Below are 16885 nucleotides of genomic sequence, written 5' to 3' on the forward strand. Positions count from 1 at the left end.
TCATCGCCCACATTCGCCTGATCACAAGGCGACTTGCAAGGTACCGATATCGTTGAAGGCTTTTCGAGTCAGACTCTCAGGCTCCTCGATGAATATGAGGTGGATTCCCCCGTCCACAGTCCGGGCGCGATAAGCTTTATGGAATGATTCCAGCTCCAGCAGCATGTAGATGAGGTTTCGAGTTCCCAGGCCGTTATAGCCTTCCGGCAGATGCACGCCATGAGCGCCCGCGTAGAATATCTTCGTATGATCCGAGAGCAGACTCTCCACGTTCAATGAAGTTTCGGGCCGCAGCTCTGTGTCATTGAGGCTCGGGAAGCCGAATACAGCGAGCGCAGGGAGCAACCCTTTGACCATCTCATCAAAACCAGTTTGAATGCCCTTCTCCACGCCGGAAATTTGCTTTTTCAGTTCGTTCGCGAGGGCCTTATCGGATTCGGCAGCCGTCGCTGAAGTGGCCGTTTTATAGAGGCCGCCCAACAGCTTCCCAATTACCTCGGCGTCACCGTTTTTTATGTGATCCAGGGTTCGTTGCGCGCGAACGACGTCACATTGGATTAAGGCCTGAAGCGGCGCAGAGTTTTCGAAATAGCTGATGTTAGTCGCATCAGTGGGATCAATCGCGGAGATCTTTACAGAGTAATGCCTCAGCAAGGTCTCACGAAGATTTTGATAGAACCAATGAAGTTCTTCGACGCCGTCCTCTTTAGGTGGGAAATCGAAAAGCGATTTTACAGATTTTATCGAAGGGGAATATTCAAGCTGGACGATTGCGGTGGTCGAATCATCATCAAGATCAATGATAAATGGTGCGAGCGGGCCATAACGTTCTGCTTTCTCATAGCGGACAGTGAGCGTAAGCCTGATTTGAGGAAGAGCTTCAAAGATTTTGTCGGCATCTTGATCCGTGTCGAAGCGAGCTTTCGCTTCTACAAATTTGCTTCGGACGTCAGCTGAAAAGTCTTCAAGTCGAAATTTTCTAGAGCCGTCTCCAGAAAACCGCTCGAAGACATCAGTCAACGAGGTCTTTCCGCTATTATTTCGTCCCACAATCACTGTAGATGTGGCCTCGAGCATAACCTCAACATCGCTGAGGAGGCGAAAGCCCTCCACCCGCACCTTCTCGATGTACATTCTTTCCCCCTGAAGTATTTCTAACCACTTTAAGGGGCGGTAATGATATTAGCAACTTGCAGAAGCAATGACGTCACCATTTGGTGACGTCATTAAGTCATGACTTCGGAGTCTACCCGCGTTTGCGGCGGTCCCGCATTTCTTCTTCCGACACCTCGAACCCAATGGCGCGCAGGCCTTGCAGGATCAGGTTGCGCGTAGTGGTGCGGTCAGTGGCGGCGCGGATCTTGAGCGCACGCTCGACGGACTCCGGAACCTCCACCTGAACCGGAAGCTGCTTTTCCCGGGCCGGTGCTTGCTCTTCCTTCGCCTTGGCCTTTTTCATCGTCGGCACGGGTTCTACGGCCTTGGCAGGCTCAGCAAGCTTCACGACGTCGGCCGTGGTTGCCTGCGGCACGGCCTTAGGCGTGGTGGACGTGGCGCGGCTCAGGATGCCTTCAAGCTGCGTGGACTTGCTCATGGGCCCCTCCCCTCTTCACGATTTCCATAGCGATTTTGGCGATGTCGCGGGCGGCCGCGCTCTCGGGATCCACAACAGATGGCGCGAGTCCGCGCATCGACAGCTCCGGATAGACGACCCGCTGGGTCATTTCCGCCTCGAGCAGTGGGAAACCCTTCTCCTCGAGCTCTTTGCGGATCTGGCGCACGATGACTGTGCCAGGCGTTGTCATGGTCATGACCATCACCACCTGGATAGGATTGCCCTTGCGCTCGGGGATCTGGTTGAGCTCCCCCACCAACTCGTACATGGCGACCGCTTCGCGAATGTCCTCGGCTGAGGGTTTGAGCGGAATGACGACCAGGTCGGCGCGGATTGCCGCCATTATGGTAGTCTGGTTGCGGAAACCAGCGGTGTCGACCAGCACCGGACGGTGCTTCGCCACCAGGTCCTCGATCGAGGCCTGGACGGTTTCGGCTTCGGGGTCGGCAATGACGGGAATCTTGCCCATGGGGCCGTCTGCATCATGCAGGCTGGCGATGCTTGCCTGCGGGTCCGCATCGACAATGGCAGGGTTCTGTTTGGTGGCAAGGAAATGGGCGGCTAGGCTGCGGGTCAGAGCCGATTTGCCGGCGCCGCCCTTCCCGGTGGCCATGACAATGACCTGAGGCAATGGCATGAGGACCTCCTGAGCTGATGACATATGGACGTATGGAGGTTCTAACCTCCTAAGGTTAAGAAATCCCCAAGTCCGCAAGTCGGGATATTCGGAAGTGAGGATACCATAATCTCCTTAAGTGCCAATGTCCTAAAGTCATGACCTGCTAGGGTGTGCGTCATGACTGCAACAAGTCATGACATCATGACTTCGGGATCCACCTGAGCACCCCTCCACGAGAAGGAAGACCTTGCCGGCACCGGCTGGATTCTTTCTGCCGTCCAGGAGCGGGCGCCTAACGTGAGCTTCCGGATTGGGCGGCCATGAAAGTTTTGGATTGATCAGGCCTATTACCATGCTTCCTAAGCCAAGCAGGCACTCCATTAAGTCGTATGGTTAGGATGTCCTAAAGTCATGAAGTTTGGAAGTGTCAGTATCTATTGTTATCTATTGTCATAAGCAAGCGAACGCCCCATACTAAGGGAAAGGAGATCCGACCATGGCTAGTATCGCGCTTGGCGCCCATTACGAGAAGTTCGTGAAAGAGCTCGTCGACGAGGGCCGTTACAATAACGTGAGCGAAGTGGTGCGCGCAGGCCTGCGCATGCTCGAGGATCACGAAGCCGGCCGTGAGCGCTGGATCCGGGAAGAGCTGCCGGGACGCCTGGCGGCCCATAGGGCTGATCCCAGCACCGCGATTCCGGCCGACCAGGTGTTTGCTGAGATCGATGCCATGCATAAGGTCCGCACGGCCAAGTAATGGCGTACACGATCACTCTTCGACCCGAGGCGCGCCAGGAGCTGCTCGACCTCTACCTCTACATCGCCGAACAAGCTGGGGACGCCCGCGCCTTAGGGTATGTCTCGGGAATTCGTCAGATGATCAACGGTCTTGCCGAGTTTCCGAGGCGTGGGACCGAACGCACCGATATGCTGCCCGGACTGCGGATCATCGGTTACAAGCGAAGTGCCAGCATCGCCTTTGTCGTTGACGCTACCGAGGTAATTGTCCTCGGCGTATTCTATGGCGGTCGGGACGTTACCGCCGACCTGCTCGACGAGCGTCTGTAGTTCAGGGCTACATGGGTAGGGCAGGGAGGGTCGCGAGCCTCGCGCCTATGCGGCCATGCCCACGATATTCTCCATTCCTGCGCCACCTTCGCCGGTCTCTGCCGTGTCGGCTGATGTGTTGTCGGCTTTCGGCCGTTGGTCCGGCCAACTCCTTGCGGCCTGGTATCGGTCGGGTGTGGGGCAGGTCTCGCCCGCCGTCAATCGGCTGCCCGCTCCTTCGCTTGCGCTCCCGTGTGGCCGTTGACGCCGGCCGGCGCGTTCCGCGCCTCTCGCCATGCCCCCTTGGAAACCCGACCGGCCGCGAAGGGCGTGGCCGGAGAAACCAACGGGAGAGAAACCCATGACAACCAACAAGAAGCCGACCCACGGCGTCTACATCGTGGAAGGGGAGGGCGACAAAGCCTTCTGGACGAAAATCGGGGCCGCATGGCCAACCAGCAGCGGCGACGGGTTCACCATCCAGCTCTCAGCCCTGCCGGTCAACGGCCGCCTGGTGGTTCAGAAGCTCAAAGCCAAGCGGGACGACGAATAGTGAACGCCCGCAACGCCATCCTGCACGGCGACTGCATCACCTTGATGCAGCGCCTGCGGAGCGGGTCCGTGGACTTCATCCTCACGGATCCTCCCTACCTGGTCCGCTACCGCGACCGTCACGGCCGCACCGTCGCCAACGACGACAACGCGGACTGGCTCAAGCCCGCCTTCCTGCAGATGTACCGCGTCCTCAAACCCGGGGGCCTGGCGGTCAGCTTCTACGGCTGGAATGAGGTCGATCGGTTCGTCGATGCCTGGCGGACCGCCGGCTTTCGCATCGTCGGGCATCTAGTGTTCGCCAAGCCCTATGCATCGTCGAAGCGGTTCCTACAGCACCGGCATGAGCAGGCGTATCTGCTGGCCAAGGGGCATCCGGAGTTCCCCGCCAACCGCCTAGACGACATCCTACCCTGGGATTACACAGGTAACCGTTTACACCCGACACAGAAGCCCATCCGGCCGCTGAAGATGCTGATCGAGGGGCTCACCAAGCCCGGAGATTTGGTGCTAGACCCGTTCTGCGGTTCGGGCTCGACGCTCGCAGCAGCCTTCGAGTGCGGCCGCGACTTCCTTGGGATGGAGCTTGATCCAAACCATCACCTGTCGGCCCGTCTACGACTGCATGAGGCGTTCTAGAAGGCCCTTCGGGGCCTTTCTCATGACGTCCACTAATCATGACTTCATGATATCATGGGCCTAGTTTCATGAGCGCCGCAGAAATCAGCACTTTTTTGGGGCGTAGATTCCGGTTTTTGGTGCGTTCGTTCCCTTGCTGCGATACGCTTCGGCCAATGGGAACTGATTCATGAACGATAGCCTACCGCCTTCGCGCAAGCAGCAGAAAAAAGCCAACCGCGACGCCATTCTGGCGGAAGCCCGCACTGCCAAGAAGCCCCTGACCGAAGCCGAGCTGAACCGGCTTGAACGGAAGAAAAGGTCTCTCCAGAACCGGCGCGGGCGCAAGCAGCCCGCAATCATGCCCGCCAAGCTCGCCCGGACGTCCGCCTTCGCGCCCCGCCGCAAGGGACTCATCACGGACAGCAATTTCGTTCGGGTTTACGAGGTACCGGGTTACTCTGTTGTCGAGGTCCGGGGTAGGGAGCTTGGCTCCCAGCACCGCGATGCCATTTACGCCCTCTTCCGCCTGCCGCGCACCAAAATCTCCCTGCCGAATCCGGACTACCGGCCGGGCACCCTCGCCCTACAGAACATCACGGTCTATCAGACCAAGACGACCTGGCGCGAGCTTTTGAAGGTTACGGGCCGACTCGAGCACGTCAACAACCTGCTGAGCATGTTGACGACCCTGGAAGAGATCAAGCAGGTCTCCTTGCGGATCCTGCAAGGCAGTTCTCTGGCCGAGCTCGAGAAAATCCGCACTAGCCGCAACCGGGGGCATCTGGCCGACCTGCCCGGGTCCTCATCGTCGATCATCGAAAAGGTCGACTGGGAAGGGGCCCAGCTCGACAGTCCAATCACAGTGCAGTACGGCACCTCAGTTCTCGAAATGATTGAGAAGGCGTACCTGGTCAGCATTAATGCGGATGTTCAGTTCCGCCTCAAATCCGACCATGCCAAAACCTTCTGGCCGTTTATCGACAGTCAGCCAAATCACACTTACATCGACGAACAACGCCTGGCCAACCTCGCAGGGCGGGACCTTTGGGCCGAGGGCATGACCAGTGCGCATCGCGCCCAATTCCGCAAAGAGTGCCGCGAAGCCTTCCGTGATATGCAGCTCGCCGGCGGCCTGGCGGAATGGCGGGAAGAGGTGACCGGCGCCGGGCGAAACAAGTCACGCCGCTATCACTACATTCACGCGGCACCGCGCCAGCTTGAAATGGACCTGCTTAAGCAGGCCTAAGTCTTTTAAAACACTGATATTGAACGGGAAACCACGCCCCAAGAACAGTATTGTGTGGTGGGCTAAAGCGCTTTAAAAGCCTGTATTTGCTGGAAATCGGCCGGAAATGACGCCCCAAAATGCCTTCCTGAGCCCTAAAATCAGTTTCGCGGAGGACCGGAAGTGACGCCCCAAATTTCCGAAACTGACGCCCCAACTTTGGAAAGTGACGCCCCAAAATCCGGGAAACAACGCCCCAAAAGTACAAGGTAACCATTTGTTTTCAAAAAAGGATTTCCGCCTATAGACTCTTATATAGATAATAAAAAGATAATTATAGACACAAATCCCCTCGAAAAAGGCGCGAAGCACCCCGTGGGGGGTGTCTGCCCCCACACCCCCGAGGATATTTGCAAAAGGGTTAGGAGGGACGAAAGCATGGGAGAGACGCGCACAAAGGCGCATGGCGCCGATTGTGAAGCGGTTTTGATGGGTCCTATGGAATGGAAGATGTGAGTAGAGGGAAACGGCTTTAAAAGCCCGCTCAGGAAGAACCTGGAGGCTGCCCCACCGGTGTTACGCGGCGGGGCCTCCTAACCCTTTACGGTCATCGCCATCCCTGGCTGTACCGTGGCTTCATTGAATCACGATCGGCTTGCTTTGCCAAGCATCTCGAAAAATCTCCAGAACCTGCTAGCGGACCTCCTCGTCCTGTGTAATTCTTGTAACAGAAATCAAGAAGGGGATTGGCTATGTCGACGCGCACCCATGGCGGACGCCGGCCGGGGGCTGGGCGGCCGAAAGGGCAGGGGACCCGCGTGGTGCGTTTGCCGGTACCGGTTGCTGACCTGGCACGGCGCCTGGCGGAACGCGGCATCCGCGCCGGCGACGTCAACGCCTTTCTGGACGTGGCGGGTGATACGAACCAGACCGTGCCGCTGGTCGGTGCGACGGCCGCCTGCGGCTTTCCATCCCCCGCCGACGATTACCTGGACCGGCCGCTGGATTTCAACGAGTTGCTGATCGAGAACCCGGCCGCCACCTTCGCGGTGCGCGTTGCCGGTGAGAGCATGATCTGTGCAGGTATCTTCCCCGGCGACATCGCCGTGGTGAACCGTGCCCGCGCGCCAGTGCACGGTTGCATTGTCCTCGCGCTGCTGGACAACGAGTTCACAATCAAGCGCTATTGGGTCCGGAACCGGACTGTGACCCTCCACGCCGAAAATCCCCTGTTCCCCGATATCGTCATCGAGGAAGGCCGCGACTTCGAAGTTTGGGGCGTCATTTCCCGCGCCATTCGCATGCTCTAGCCATGGCCGATCTCCTGGCCTTGGTCGATTGCAACAACTTCTATGCCTCTTGCGAACGTGTCTTCCAGCCCCGCCTGCGCGGCCGGCCGGTGGTGGTGCTTTCCAACAATGACGGCTGTGTGATCGCGCGGTCCAATGAGGCCAAGGCGCTGGGCATCGCCATGGGGGCCCCCTGGCATCTCAACAAAGACCTGTTCCAACGGGAAGGCGTGATCGTGCGCTCGAGCAACTACAGCCTCTATGGCGATATGTCGGCACGGGTGATGCAGATTCTGGCGGAAATGACGCCCCAACTTGAGATCTATTCGATCGATGAGGCCTTCCTGGATCTGGCGGGATTCGAGGGGAGAGCGGAGGCGCACATGCGGCAGGTGCGGCAGACGGTTCTCGCATGGACCGGCATTCCGGTATCGGTCGGGATCGCACCTACCAAGACTCTCGCCAAGGTGGCCAACCGCCTTGCCAAGAAGAGGGCCGCAACGGGCGGCGTCCTGGTGTTGGCGGATGAGGCGAGCCAGACCGAGGCCCTGGCCCAACTGGAACTGACCGATCTGTGGGGGGTAGCCGGACGCCTTGCGCAAAGGCTGGTCGCGCTCGGCATCGCCTCGCCGCTGGCCTTGCGAGCGGCAGATCCCAAATTCGTGCGGCAGCACTGCAGCGTGGTCATAGAGCGGATGGTGCTCGAGCTGCGCGGCATGCCATGTCTCGGGCTGGAAACCGTTGCCGCCAACCGGCAGACCATCATGGCATCGCGTTCGTTTGGCCGCCCCGTGGAATACCGCCGTGAGCTCGAGGAAGCCGTGGCAAGCTACATCAGCCGGGCGGCCGAGAAGATGCGCCGGCAGGATCTGGTAACCTCGGCCGTGACCGTCTTCGCGCTCTCCAATCGTTTTAAGCCGGACGAGCGGCAGTACAGCGGAACCCATACAGTGCACCTCCCGGTGGCCACGGCCGATACGTCGCGGCTCCTGAAGGCAGCCCTGCACGGGGTCGCGCGAATCTGGCAGCCCGGCATCCGCTACAAGAAGGCGGGCGTCATCTGTCTGGATCTTCAACCGGCATCCAAGGCCCAGCCGGGACTTTTCCATGCTGCCGACGGTCCAGAGCGCCAGGCCTTGATGAGCGCCCTGGACGAGTTGAACCGCCGTTACGGACGCGGCATGGTCAGCTTCGCTGCCGCCGGCACCAGCCAGGCCTGGAGCCTGCGCAGTGAGCGGCGATCGCGGCGCTACACCACCCGATGGGCGGAGTTGCTTGAGGTCAAGGACGGCGCACGCGCGCTCTCACAGGCTGCCGGCAGTCCGTCACGCGGACCGGACCCGTCCCAACACAAAACCCCGTGAAATGCCCGCTCAAGACGTGTCCTAACCCTTTTGCAAATATCCTCGGGGGTGCGGGGGCAGACAGCCCCCGCGGGCACGTCATGCACGGAGCTAGCGTGGAACATCGGACGGTGGGGTGGCTCGGAGGGGGTGCAGGGGGCTTGCCCCCTGCCTCGCGTGTAGCGCGTCGGTTTCATGAAACATGGACTCGCCGGTGGCGGAGCAACCACCGCAGCATGCGAACAGCAACGAACAGGACGGCCAGGATCCATAGCGCGCCGGTCGTGAGCCAGGCGATCAGGGTCACCATGAGCCCGGCAAGCGTGACAAGACCTGGACCGAGTAGGGCGATGGCGGCGCGAAACCCTTTGCCCAAGCGGGAGCTGATTGCACGTAGCCTCGACAGGTCCTGCGGACTGTGGGCGTTCCGCAGGACATCCCGGCTGGCCCGATAGCCCTGGGTCCGGGCCACGTCGCCAAGGTCGGTGGCCATACCTTGCAGAGTGCGCAGCGGCGCCGGGCGCAGGGCGCCGGCGAGCGCTTGACGTCCGGCCGTGAGATCGCCCTGGCGGAGGAGCTTGAGGCTGCGGTCCAGTGCGGGACGATCGAGGCTTTCCTTGGTGAGTTTGGAAATGCTTGCACGAAGCGCCGGCGGGATGTCACCCGCCTTGTGAGCGAGTTTCAGGGTTGTCACACCCATGCGGGCGGGGCTGGCTCCGCCCCAGGTGGCAAGGGTGACACCCGTGGCCGTTAGCCCGGCAATGGCGAGGACGAGGGTCAGACCGTCGTGGGGCTGATCGGCGAGATAGGCTTTTCCTTCGCGTATGAGATCGCGGACATCAGTGACACCGGTAAGGTCAGACGCGAGAGCCCCGGCGAAAGCCTCCGGGCTTTTGGCGTCGCCATGACGAAGTCCTTGCCAGACCTGGCGCGCGGAGCGGGCGACATCGAGCTCCTGTGCGGCGCTAACACGCTGCAGGAGCGGGGAGGGGAGGGATAGCTCCCGGCCTTGCGCGAGAGCCACGAGACTGCCAGCGAGCTCCGGATCCTCCCCATCCAATGCCACTTCGATCCATCCTTCATAGTCAGCCGGGGTCACGCGTCGAAGCCGGTATTCATAAATGGCTTCAGGCGGAGTGGACGGCAGGAGGAGGTGCGCGGCGTGCCATGCCTGCGGCAGCGCCACTGGCGCCGCGACAAGGAGAGCCAGCGCCAGCGCGCCGTCATAAACAGGTCGAGGTATATCCATTGATGATCCAGGGTAGCACACCAACCATCAGGCCGATGACAAAGATCAGCATGGCTTCGCGGGAGCGAGTGACCGCCCAGAGCAAAAGCCCTGCCAGCGCGGCGAGCAGCGACCAGGGGTCCGACAGGGCGAGCCACATGGGCAGGACCTGGCAGGTGAAGAAAGGACGGATACCGATCCAGGCGAAGACGACGTCCAGCACACAGGCCACACCCACCAGGAGGAGTATGATCACCAGTAGATTGCCTGCCACACGAAGGACGGAGGATCTGGAATGCATGGAGGACCAAAGGAAGGTTACAGGGTCAGGATAGCGAGTCACAGTAGACAGACAAGAAAAAGATAGACAGTTGTAATAGCGCACTTATACATTGCTTCGCAACATAGGTGCCCCGGCGGTCACGAGGGCGTGACTTAGCGCCGGAAGGGACGCCCAGAAGGGCGTGGTTTTGAGCACGTGGCAGGACTGCCACGGCGGCGGTTCCCGCCGATGTAGCGAGGTCGATGTTTGGCGATTTATCATTTCTCCGGACAGATCCTGGGCCGCAAACCGAAGGTCGTGAACGGCGCTCTCAGGCCGGGCTCTAAGGCCGTGGCCGCCGCTGCCTACCGCGCCGGCGAGAAGCTCCGCGACCATGGCAAGGATCAAACCCACGACTACAGCAACCGCCGTGGCGTGGTCTATTCGGAGATCTTGACCCCGCCTGGCAGTGCGCCCTGGCTCACCGATCGCGAGACACTCTGGAACACGGTCGAAGCGCTGGAGACCCGAAAGGATGCCCAGCTGGCGCGCGAATTCAACATGGCGCTGCCTCATGAGCTCAGCCAGGAGGACCGCATCGAGCTCGTGCGCGACTTCGTCGAGAAACAGTTCGTCGCTAGAGGCATGGTGGCAGACCTCGCGTTGCACGATCCGGTGAAGGACAGCGGATCCGCGAAGAATTATCATGCCCATGTCATGCTGACTTTGCGGCGCGCCACACGGGAGGGCCTCGACCCGGTGAAGACCCGGGAATGGAACAGCAAGGAGCTGCTGCAGGTCTGGCGGGCAGAGTGGGCGGTGGCCTGCAACCGTGCCCTAGAGCGCGCTGGCAAGAAGGTCCGCGTGGACCATCGCACGCTCGAGGCGCAGCGGGATTGGGCAAGGAGCATCGGCGACATGGTGGCGGCCGAGCGCCTCGCCCGGAAGCCCGAGACCCATGTCGGGCCCAAAGCCAGACGGGTGGCTCAGCGTACCCAGCGACCCCGCAGCGAAGTGCGAATGACCGGCCCTTATCGCAAGCCGAAAGGCGCCACGACATCCGCGCGGCGTCAGCGGAATTATCCGGCGACCGACCAGGGGTCACGGCTGTCATGGCTGGAGCAGGTCCTCGTCGGCAACGACAAGAAACTCAAGCAAGACCTAATCAACATCAACCGCAGATGTGACCGGCTGCGGCGCAAGATGGACTATTGGGAGCGGCGCATCACCTTCAAGTTAGAAGGCCTTCACGGCGGGAAGAAATTCCGCTTTGACCGCTGGAAGGCGGCGGAGGAGGAGAAGGCGCGCAAGGCGGAAGCCGCCCGTATCGAAGCTCATGCCCGTAAGCGCCGTGAACAGTTGCAGGGCATGTTGCGGATGCTTGAGCAGATCATCGCCGGCAAGGCTCGGACACGAGAAGACGGCCTGGTGCGGCAGCGCGAGGTGGAGGGTTGGCTGCGCGAGGCCGGCCGTGATTGGCGCGAGCGGGATGGCCGCGAACGCGGCGGGCGAGAACGCAAACCGAAATAGATCAGGCCTGCGGTTGCGGCTGAATGGACGGTGACTGCGGCGGTGCGGACGGAAGGTCCGGAGCGATCTCCGGTCGGGGCGGTTCGGGCGGCTGGCTTACGACCGGACGCGAAGACCGGCGCCACCTGTCCCAGCGTCCCCACCACCACACGATACGCCGGTAGTCAATGCGACGGCCGAGGACCGGATAGGCGACATTACGATGCTTGATGATCACCTGGTTGACCTTGAGGCGTTGCACCTCGGCCGTGTCGAGCAGCCAATAGCCGCTTTCTGACTGGCTTTCGGATTGGGAGCCCCAACCCGAGCTCGAAGTCGAGGTGCTCAGCACCGGCGCCTGGCCTAGCATTGTGGCGACATAGCCGGCCGTGTCGTTATCGTTGAGACCGAAGAACACCCGGGCCGACGCATTGGCCAGAAACGCCCGGGCCCCGCCTTGATAGATCTTCATAATCTGCGGCAGGTTCTGCCAGATCAGCACTGGCGTGCAATAGGCGCGCAGCAAGCCCGATTGCTTCTCGAGGGTGTCGAGACGGCCAAGCACGGCTACCTCGTCGAGCATCAGCATGACCTTGCGTTTGGGCGGGTTCATCTTGGCCCTGGTGAGGATCTTGAGGGTGCAGCCGACCATCACGCGGAGCCATCCGCCATAGACGTCCAACACGTCCTCATCGACACAGAGGTAGATCGTGGTGGGTTTGTTCACCAGGTCCTCGAGCTGGAAGCTCGAGCTGCCCGCCAACGTGCCGACCGGTGAGCCGTTCGACCAGATTTCTGTCGCCTTCTGCATGTTGGAAATGATCGAGGCATACTCGGGCGTAAGCTTCTTGTCCTTGCCTATCGCCGTGGTGAGCGCACCGGACGCGATTTCCTGTGCGGCCAAAGAAGGCGAGCTCTCAGCAATCTCCCGCAGGGTGTCGATGAAGATCTCGGGCGAGCCGACCGACAGACGGCGTACCGTGCCGAGATTTCGGCTTGAGGCGGGTTCGTCCAGGACATGGAGGATGAGCGCCGTGAGCAGTGATACCGATTTGTTGTCCCAGTGGTTCTCCTCGCCTTCCTGCGGCATCACCATCAGACTCGCCAAGGCCCGCGCGTCGGTCGGTTCGTTGACCGTGCCTCGCCGGATGATGTCCATGGGATTGAAGCGCGCGGAATGGAGTGGATCCGTAGGACTGAGGCGCAGCACATTGGTGAAACTGGCGCGGCGCCGGGCGGTGATAGCGAAGTTCTCGCCCTTGGGGTCAGTGACCACCATGGAGCCTTTATAAGTAAGCAGCGTCGGCACCACGATGCCCAAGCCTTTGCCAGCCCCGGTGCTCGCGAAAACCATGACCAGGCCGTCGGTGGAAAAGCGGAGCAGCCGGCGCCAGGCGCCGCGCCCGAGGATCACACCTGAACCAAACAGCATGCCGCCCCATAGCTCCTCAAAGCGGGTGGCCCAACGCGAGGACCCAAAGGCGTTCTTCCGGTTTTTCCGGCGCCCACCGAACGGCAGCCCAAAGAGGAGCTTCACGCCCTGAAAAAGCATACGGAGGAGCCAGGCAATCACGTCCACGATGGTCTCACGCGCGCGGGGTTCATCCAAGCGACCTGCCCGGCTGGCATGCAATCATGGCAGATGGTCAGTAGAATAACTTACGTGCCTGTCGAAGAGATTCCAAGGTTCCCGACGGAATCCCGATTGCATTTTCCGCGATTCATGCTTCCTTAGGTTGCCGGTGATTATTGGGGGGGCGTGCATGTTTGCTTCGTATTCCATGAGTTTCCTGTTTCTGTTTCTGCTTGCCGGGCAAGGTGGCGAGGAATCGACCTTGCGTAATTACGAGTATGAGATCCCGGCTGCCCTGCAGGCCTGGGTGAAGGAGCACGCCCCGGGTACGAATCTACGCACCACCCGCATCAAGCTGGCAGTGGCGAGGAACATTCCCCGCCCGGATCTACGGTTCCGGAACTCAACCATTGACCTCAATCCTGCCAATCCCTTGGTGATGGTCCAGGCCGGCGGCGGGTCTGAGGTGTATGAGCTGCGGAAGGAAAATGAGGAGCTGAAGGCGCGGTTGGATCGCCTGGAGAAGTTGCTTGAGGGTGGCAGCAAAACGACCACCACAACGACAACCGAGCCTGCGAATGAGCCGGTGAACGAGACGGCCCACCCGGACATGAAGACCCTGCCGGGCTGGCTCGTCGAACTGCATCCTTGGCGCAAGGACTTGCAGCTGTCGGCCGATGCCAAGCGAACGATGGTGGTGGAGAACTGCGAGTTTACCGGCACGCTTGGCGCCACCAACGACACGGAAATGAGCATCTATCGCTTCCAGGGCGTCTTCCATGCAAAAGATCCAGGACGTTATGCCTTTGCGATCGACACCACATGCGGCTTCGGCCATAGTTGCCAACTGAGCTACTCCGTCGACAACAACGAGCTGATCCGCTTTTCCGGCGAGACAGAAACGCAGTTGATGGAAGGTCTGCCTCTCGAGCCCGGCAACCACAAGCTCAGCTTCGTCATCACGCTGCAGAAAAATTTCTTCCTGAAATACTCCCCGGGTCAGCAATTCAAGTGGAAACCGATGGTGAAGGTTCCCAGCGACCTGAATTTCCGGGATTTTACGCCGGACGAGCTATTCGTACAGATCCCACGCAATGCCAATATGGGTTCGCGCCGTTGCTGAGCAGCTGACGCTCCGACCAGGGGAGGCAGGGTTGAGTCTGCAGGGACACGCTGACGCTATCCGGCGCCATATGCGAAAGGCTGACCAGGCTGACAATCGCCAGGACCGCGATCGCGAGCTCCATCATGCCCGCATCGCTTACCGCAATTTATGCCGGGAATGTGAGAGTAAGACCGAAAAGCAGGTCCAGCGCGATAGCCCCGAGGCCTACCGGATGTGGAAACAAGGCGTACCAGGCCTTTAACCTGGTGCCGGCAGCGGGACTCGAACCCACACTCGAGAGAAACGGATTTTAAGTCCGTTGCGTCTACCAGTTTCGCCATGCCGGCACACGTCAATGATAGCATGGGGGAAGCCAGCAGTGTTGTCTTTGTTGAGTGACGGGGCCGTCGGCCCCGCGCCCCGAGGATATTTAGAAAAGGGTTGGGACAAGCCTAGCGAGGTCTGTTGAGCGGCTTATGTTGCTGATAACTGCAGGTTGTTCTACTATTGTGATAGCCCATGACGAAACTCTTTAATCCCAAGACTATTGAACGCCATATTTCCGGCAGCACCGGCATACCGGATGCCCATAGGGACCGTCTCAAAGAATGGTCTGAAACCATTACCAGCGGCCGCATCCAGTCGATCAAAGAAACGGCGCTGCACGGTGATTTTAAGTCGAAGATCGTGGAGGCGGTTCTAGGGTACACAAGTGCTATTCAAAGTCCGGACCATACGGTCACCTCTGAACAGGCCATCCTTCGAGGTTCTGTTGACCTTGCTCTCGGCAACTTCGGCCCCGATAAAAAGCAAATCATAGCCCCGCTGGAGCTCAAAGGGGCAAAGACCAAGGACTTGGACGCCATCATGCCAGGGCGTCTAAAGAGCCCTGTTCAGCAGGCCTGGGAATATGCGACCAATGCACCGGGCGTGAAATGGGTCCTTGTTTCAAACTATGTGGAGCTGCGGCTGTATGGCTTCGGGGAAGGTACCCAAGCCTACGAGAAGTTCGACCTCGCAAAGCTAGTTGAGCCCGCCGAATACGCCCGTTTTATGCTGCTCCTTAGCGCAGATAATCTCTTGTCAGGCCGAACTCTCGACCTTCTGGCCGAGAGCCGCAAGGAAGACAAGGATATAACCGATGAGCTGTATCGTGATTACAAGGCGCTCCGGGGTAAGTTGATCACCGCCGTCCAGAACGCCGCTCCTCATTATCCGCCGCTGGATGCCATAGCTGCAGCGCAGACGATTCTGGATCGCGTGCTATTCACCGCTTTCGCCGAAGACACCGGGCTGTTGCCCAAGCGGATTCTAGAGAAAGCGTTTGAGCACGCGGATCCTTTCAATCCTCGGCCTGTGTGGGACAATTTCAAAGGCCTTTTCGCCGCCATCGATAAAGGCAACAAACGTCTGGATGTCCCTCCATATAATGGTGGCCTCTTTGCAACCCATCCCATTGTAGATTCAATCACACTGCCTGATGAGGTTTGTGAAGGTTTCAAACGGATTGGCGACTATGACTTCGCCTCACAGGTTTCGGTGACGGTGCTCGGCCATATCTTCGAACAATCTATTGCAGACGTTGAGCGCCTACAGGCGATTGCACGCGGCGAGGTCGTTGAGGAGGAAAAGGCCACTGGCACGACTGGCCGTAGGAAGCGCGACGGAGTGGTCTATACCCCCGACTATGTCGCAAGGTTCATCGTCGAGCAAACGATCGGAGCCCATCTCAAGGAAATATTTCAGCAAATTCTCGACTTGTATGCCCAAAAGGGCGCCAGTGCGGGCGACGAAGAAATCAAATGGAAGCGCAAAGGCGCGGAGTTACAGGCCTGGGAGGCTTATCGCGACCGCCTCAAGACTCTCCGAATTGTGGACCCTGCCTGCGGTTCAGGTGTTTTCCTCGTCATGGCCTTCGACTACATGAAGGCCGAAGTTACCCGCGTCAACGAGAAGATCGCGGATTTGCGCGGTGGAGCTCGAGGGCTCTTTGATCCGGACAGCGAAATCCTCACCAACAATCTATTCGGCGTTGATGTCAACGAAGAGAGCGTCGAGATCGCCAAGCTCTCGCTTTGGGTGAAGACAGCCCGGCGCGGCAAGATGTTGGACAGCTTGGACAATAATCTCAAAGTTGGCGACAGCTTGATTGAAGACTCGAACTTCGCTTACCTCAAACACGGGTTCAGCTGGCGTAAGGCGTTTCCCCAGGTCTTTGCGGACGGTGGATTCGATATTGTTCTCGGCAATCCGCCCTATGTCCGCATGGAATTTCTGAAGGCTATCAAGCCTTACCTCGAGCAGCGATTTGAGGTGGTTTCCGATCGAGCGGATCTCTATTGCTATTTCTTTGAGCGAGGTCTTAAGTTGCTGAAAAATGGTGGCCGGCTCGGATATATCTCGAGCTCCACTTTTTTTAAGACCCGGGCCGGCGCGCCGCTGCGTGAGTTTTTGCGGACGAAGGCATCGCTCGAACACGTTGTAGATTTTGGCGACCTGCAAATTTTCCAAGGCGTGACTACCTATCCCGCCATCCTGGTCATGCGCCATGCGAAACCTGATCAGCAGCATTTGCTATCTTTTTGGAATCTGCGAGAGCACCCACAGTCCAATTTTAGTGCAACTTACGCCAAGAATGCGACGGCCTACCCACAATCTACATTGACAATCGGTTCTTGGGAGCTCGAGGGAGCTGCGCTTCAGGCACTTCGGGCGAAAATTCGAAAGGGTCGGTCGACTCTGAAGGATATCTACGGCTCGCCCCTCTACGGTATAAAGACAGGCTTAAATGATGCTTTCGTGATTGATAATGACGTAAAAGGGGTCGTTTGCGGGAGGGGGCGGAATCCTACGCTAAGGCTTTGGCCAGCGATATTCTCCGGTGAGATTGATGTGTT

At 59.3% G+C, this 16885-nt stretch carries 16 protein-coding genes and 1 tRNA gene; 10 read left to right on the forward strand and 7 right to left on the reverse strand.

Going from position 1 to position 16885, the window contains the following annotated elements; all coding sequences use genetic code 11:
* Nucleotides 1-21 precede the first annotated feature (21 nt).
* From AKG11_RS34010 to AKG11_RS31215, 3 genes are all read right to left on the reverse strand, one after another.
* Nucleotides 22-1134 carry an AAA family ATPase gene (locus AKG11_RS34010; protein WP_082342872.1) on the reverse strand — a complete coding sequence of 371 codons (1113 nt, stop codon included), beginning with the start codon at nucleotides 1132-1134 and terminating at the stop codon, nucleotides 22-24.
* A gap of 112 nt (nucleotides 1135-1246) precedes the next feature.
* Entirely contained in the window at nucleotides 1247-1594 is a 348-nt protein-coding gene (locus tag AKG11_RS31210; protein WP_050746786.1) for a hypothetical protein, read from the reverse strand.
* Nucleotides 1572-2252 (reverse strand): ParA family protein, encoded by a 681-nt coding sequence (locus AKG11_RS31215; protein WP_050746787.1) that lies wholly within the window; start codon nucleotides 2250-2252, stop codon nucleotides 1572-1574. Before AKG11_RS31215 ends, AKG11_RS31210 begins: the two co-directional genes overlap by 23 nt.
* Before the next feature lie 478 nt (nucleotides 2253-2730).
* Here AKG11_RS31215 and AKG11_RS31220 point away from each other — a divergent pair, with 478 nt between their 5' ends.
* The 7 genes from AKG11_RS31220 to AKG11_RS31250 all read left to right on the forward strand — a co-directional run bounded on the left by AKG11_RS31220 (nucleotide 2731) and on the right by AKG11_RS31250 (nucleotide 8332).
* Nucleotides 2731-2991: a type II toxin-antitoxin system ParD family antitoxin gene (locus tag AKG11_RS31220; protein ID WP_050746788.1), complete on the forward strand. Its 261-nt coding sequence runs from the start codon at nucleotides 2731-2733 to the stop codon at nucleotides 2989-2991.
* Complete coding sequence (locus tag AKG11_RS31225) at nucleotides 2991-3302, forward strand: type II toxin-antitoxin system RelE/ParE family toxin (RefSeq protein ID WP_050746789.1); 312 nt, start codon at nucleotides 2991-2993, stop codon at nucleotides 3300-3302. Before AKG11_RS31220 ends, AKG11_RS31225 begins: the two co-directional genes overlap by 1 nt.
* A 340-nt stretch (nucleotides 3303-3642) precedes the next feature.
* On the forward strand, nucleotides 3643-3834 hold the full coding sequence (locus AKG11_RS31230) for a hypothetical protein (RefSeq protein ID WP_050746790.1): 192 nt from the start codon (nucleotides 3643-3645) through the stop codon (nucleotides 3832-3834).
* On the forward strand, nucleotides 3834-4472 hold the full coding sequence (locus AKG11_RS31235) for a DNA methyltransferase (RefSeq protein WP_197284048.1): 639 nt from the start codon (nucleotides 3834-3836) through the stop codon (nucleotides 4470-4472). The genes AKG11_RS31230 and AKG11_RS31235 overlap by 1 nt, the downstream gene beginning before the upstream one ends.
* A gap of 169 nt (nucleotides 4473-4641) precedes the next feature.
* Nucleotides 4642-5700 (forward strand): hypothetical protein, encoded by a 1059-nt coding sequence (locus AKG11_RS31240; RefSeq protein WP_245290299.1) that lies wholly within the window; start codon nucleotides 4642-4644, stop codon nucleotides 5698-5700.
* Nucleotides 5701-6431: 731 nt separating this feature from the next.
* Entirely contained in the window at nucleotides 6432-6989 is a 558-nt protein-coding gene (locus AKG11_RS31245; RefSeq protein ID WP_082342876.1) for a LexA family protein, read from the forward strand.
* 2 nt (nucleotides 6990-6991) lie between these two features.
* The gene (locus AKG11_RS31250) at nucleotides 6992-8332 is read left to right on the forward strand and encodes a Y-family DNA polymerase (RefSeq protein ID WP_050746791.1); all 1341 of its coding nucleotides are present in this window, start codon (nucleotides 6992-6994) and stop codon (nucleotides 8330-8332) included.
* A 172-nt stretch (nucleotides 8333-8504) separates the two neighbouring features.
* Here AKG11_RS31250 and AKG11_RS31255 read toward each other — a convergent pair whose 3' ends face one another.
* Complete coding sequence (locus AKG11_RS31255; RefSeq protein ID WP_156334187.1) at nucleotides 8505-9560, reverse strand: hypothetical protein; 1056 nt, start codon at nucleotides 9558-9560, stop codon at nucleotides 8505-8507.
* Nucleotides 9535-9795 carry a hypothetical protein gene (locus AKG11_RS31260; RefSeq protein ID WP_050746793.1) on the reverse strand — a complete coding sequence of 87 codons (261 nt, stop codon included), beginning with the start codon at nucleotides 9793-9795 and terminating at the stop codon, nucleotides 9535-9537. The genes AKG11_RS31255 and AKG11_RS31260 overlap by 26 nt, the downstream gene beginning before the upstream one ends.
* A 273-nt stretch (nucleotides 9796-10068) precedes the next feature.
* On the opposite strand from AKG11_RS31260, the gene mobQ reads away from it, so the two are divergent.
* Entirely contained in the window at nucleotides 10069-11331 is a 1263-nt protein-coding gene (mobQ, locus tag AKG11_RS31265; protein ID WP_050746794.1) for a MobQ family relaxase, read from the forward strand.
* 1 nt (nucleotide 11332) lies between these two features.
* Here mobQ and AKG11_RS31270 read toward each other — a convergent pair whose 3' ends face one another.
* Nucleotides 11333-12919, reverse strand: a complete 1587-nt coding sequence (locus tag AKG11_RS31270; RefSeq protein WP_156334188.1) for a type IV secretory system conjugative DNA transfer family protein — start codon at nucleotides 12917-12919, stop codon at nucleotides 11333-11335.
* 154 nt (nucleotides 12920-13073) lie between these two features.
* Between AKG11_RS31270 and AKG11_RS31275 the strand changes: the two genes are divergently transcribed.
* The gene (locus AKG11_RS31275; RefSeq protein ID WP_050746796.1) at nucleotides 13074-14006 is read left to right on the forward strand and encodes a hypothetical protein; all 933 of its coding nucleotides are present in this window, start codon (nucleotides 13074-13076) and stop codon (nucleotides 14004-14006) included.
* A 246-nt stretch (nucleotides 14007-14252) separates the two neighbouring features.
* Here the strand turns inward: AKG11_RS31275 and AKG11_RS31280 are convergent.
* Nucleotides 14253-14335 (reverse strand) — tRNA-Leu (locus AKG11_RS31280).
* Between the two features lie 172 nt (nucleotides 14336-14507).
* Between AKG11_RS31280 and AKG11_RS31285 the strand changes: the two genes are divergently transcribed.
* Nucleotides 14508-16885: Eco57I restriction-modification methylase domain-containing protein (locus AKG11_RS31285; RefSeq protein ID WP_050746797.1), on the forward strand; the 2378-nt coding region annotated here is incomplete at its 3' end.

Origin of the sequence: Shinella sp. SUS2 (assembly GCF_001262505.1) — a bacterium.
Lineage (GTDB): Bacteria > Pseudomonadota > Alphaproteobacteria > Rhizobiales > Rhizobiaceae > Shinella.

Coding starts and splice junctions, on each gene's coding strand:
- AKG11_RS34010 (WP_082342872.1), bottom strand. CDS start 1,134: ATGTACATCGAGAAGGTGCGGGTGGAGGGCTTTCGCCTCCTCAGCGAT.
- AKG11_RS31210 (WP_050746786.1), bottom strand. CDS start 1,594: ATGAGCAAGTCCACGCAGCTTGAAGGCATCCTGAGCCGCGCCACGTCC.
- AKG11_RS31215 (WP_050746787.1), bottom strand. CDS start 2,252: ATGCCATTGCCTCAGGTCATTGTCATGGCCACCGGGAAGGGCGGCGCC.
- AKG11_RS31220 (WP_050746788.1), top strand. CDS start 2,731: ATGGCTAGTATCGCGCTTGGCGCCCATTACGAGAAGTTCGTGAAAGAG.
- AKG11_RS31225 (WP_050746789.1), top strand. CDS start 2,991: ATGGCGTACACGATCACTCTTCGACCCGAGGCGCGCCAGGAGCTGCTC.
- AKG11_RS31230 (WP_050746790.1), top strand. CDS start 3,643: ATGACAACCAACAAGAAGCCGACCCACGGCGTCTACATCGTGGAAGGG.
- AKG11_RS31240 (WP_245290299.1), top strand. CDS start 4,642: ATGAACGATAGCCTACCGCCTTCGCGCAAGCAGCAGAAAAAAGCCAAC.
- AKG11_RS31245 (WP_082342876.1), top strand. CDS start 6,432: ATGTCGACGCGCACCCATGGCGGACGCCGGCCGGGGGCTGGGCGGCCG.
- AKG11_RS31250 (WP_050746791.1), top strand. CDS start 6,992: ATGGCCGATCTCCTGGCCTTGGTCGATTGCAACAACTTCTATGCCTCT.
- AKG11_RS31255 (WP_156334187.1), bottom strand. CDS start 9,560: ATGGATATACCTCGACCTGTTTATGACGGCGCGCTGGCGCTGGCTCTC.
- AKG11_RS31275 (WP_050746796.1), top strand. CDS start 13,074: ATGTTTGCTTCGTATTCCATGAGTTTCCTGTTTCTGTTTCTGCTTGCC.